This window comes from bacterium (assembly GCA_020440705.1).
Classification (GTDB): domain Bacteria; phylum Krumholzibacteriota; class Krumholzibacteriia; order LZORAL124-64-63; family LZORAL124-64-63; genus JAGRNP01.
Genome location: JAGRNP010000336.1, coordinates 1 through 580, shown reverse-complemented (window position 1 = coordinate 580; position 580 = coordinate 1). Strand labels below are relative to the sequence as shown.

1 protein-coding gene is annotated in these 580 nt (G+C 66.9%); it reads right to left on the bottom strand.

Features of this window, described 5'->3' with window-relative positions; genetic code table 11:
- The coding region (locus KDM41_18675; protein MCB1185449.1) for an FHIPEP family type III secretion protein at window positions 1-580 on the bottom strand (580 nt) is incomplete at both ends.

Here is a 580-nt window from a genome sequence, read left to right as displayed (position 1 = left end):
TGACGACTTGATCGAGTTCTTTTCTTCCTCCTGGGTATTGATCTGCTTCTGCTTCTCCTCGGCCTCGGCCGCCGCCACCCGGCGCGCCTCGCGTTGCGGAAGCACATAGGCGACGCTGGCCATGACCAGCGCCAGGAAGAAGAACGGCAGCGCCGGCAGCCCGGGCATCAGCGCCAGCAGGATCAACAGCAGGCCCGCGACATAGAGCGCGCGCGGATACGCGCTCATCTGGCCGAAGATCGCCTGGTCGGCCGACCCGCGCGTACCGCCTTTCGAGACCAGAAGGCCGGCGGCGAGCGACACGATCAGCGCCGGGATCTGGCTGACGAGGCCGTCGCCCACCGACAGCTTGGTGAACACGTCCGCGGCCTCGCCGAAGCCCATGTCGTGGCGCGCATAGCCGATCGCGATGCCGCCGACGATGTTGATCGCGGTGATGATCAGCCCCGCGATGGCGTCGCCGCGGACGAATTTCGACGCACCGTCCATGGCGCCGAAGAAGGCGCTTTCCTCTTCGAGCTCGCGGCGCCGGTGCTGGGCTTCCTTGTCGTCGATCATGCCGGCCGAAAGATCGGCGTCG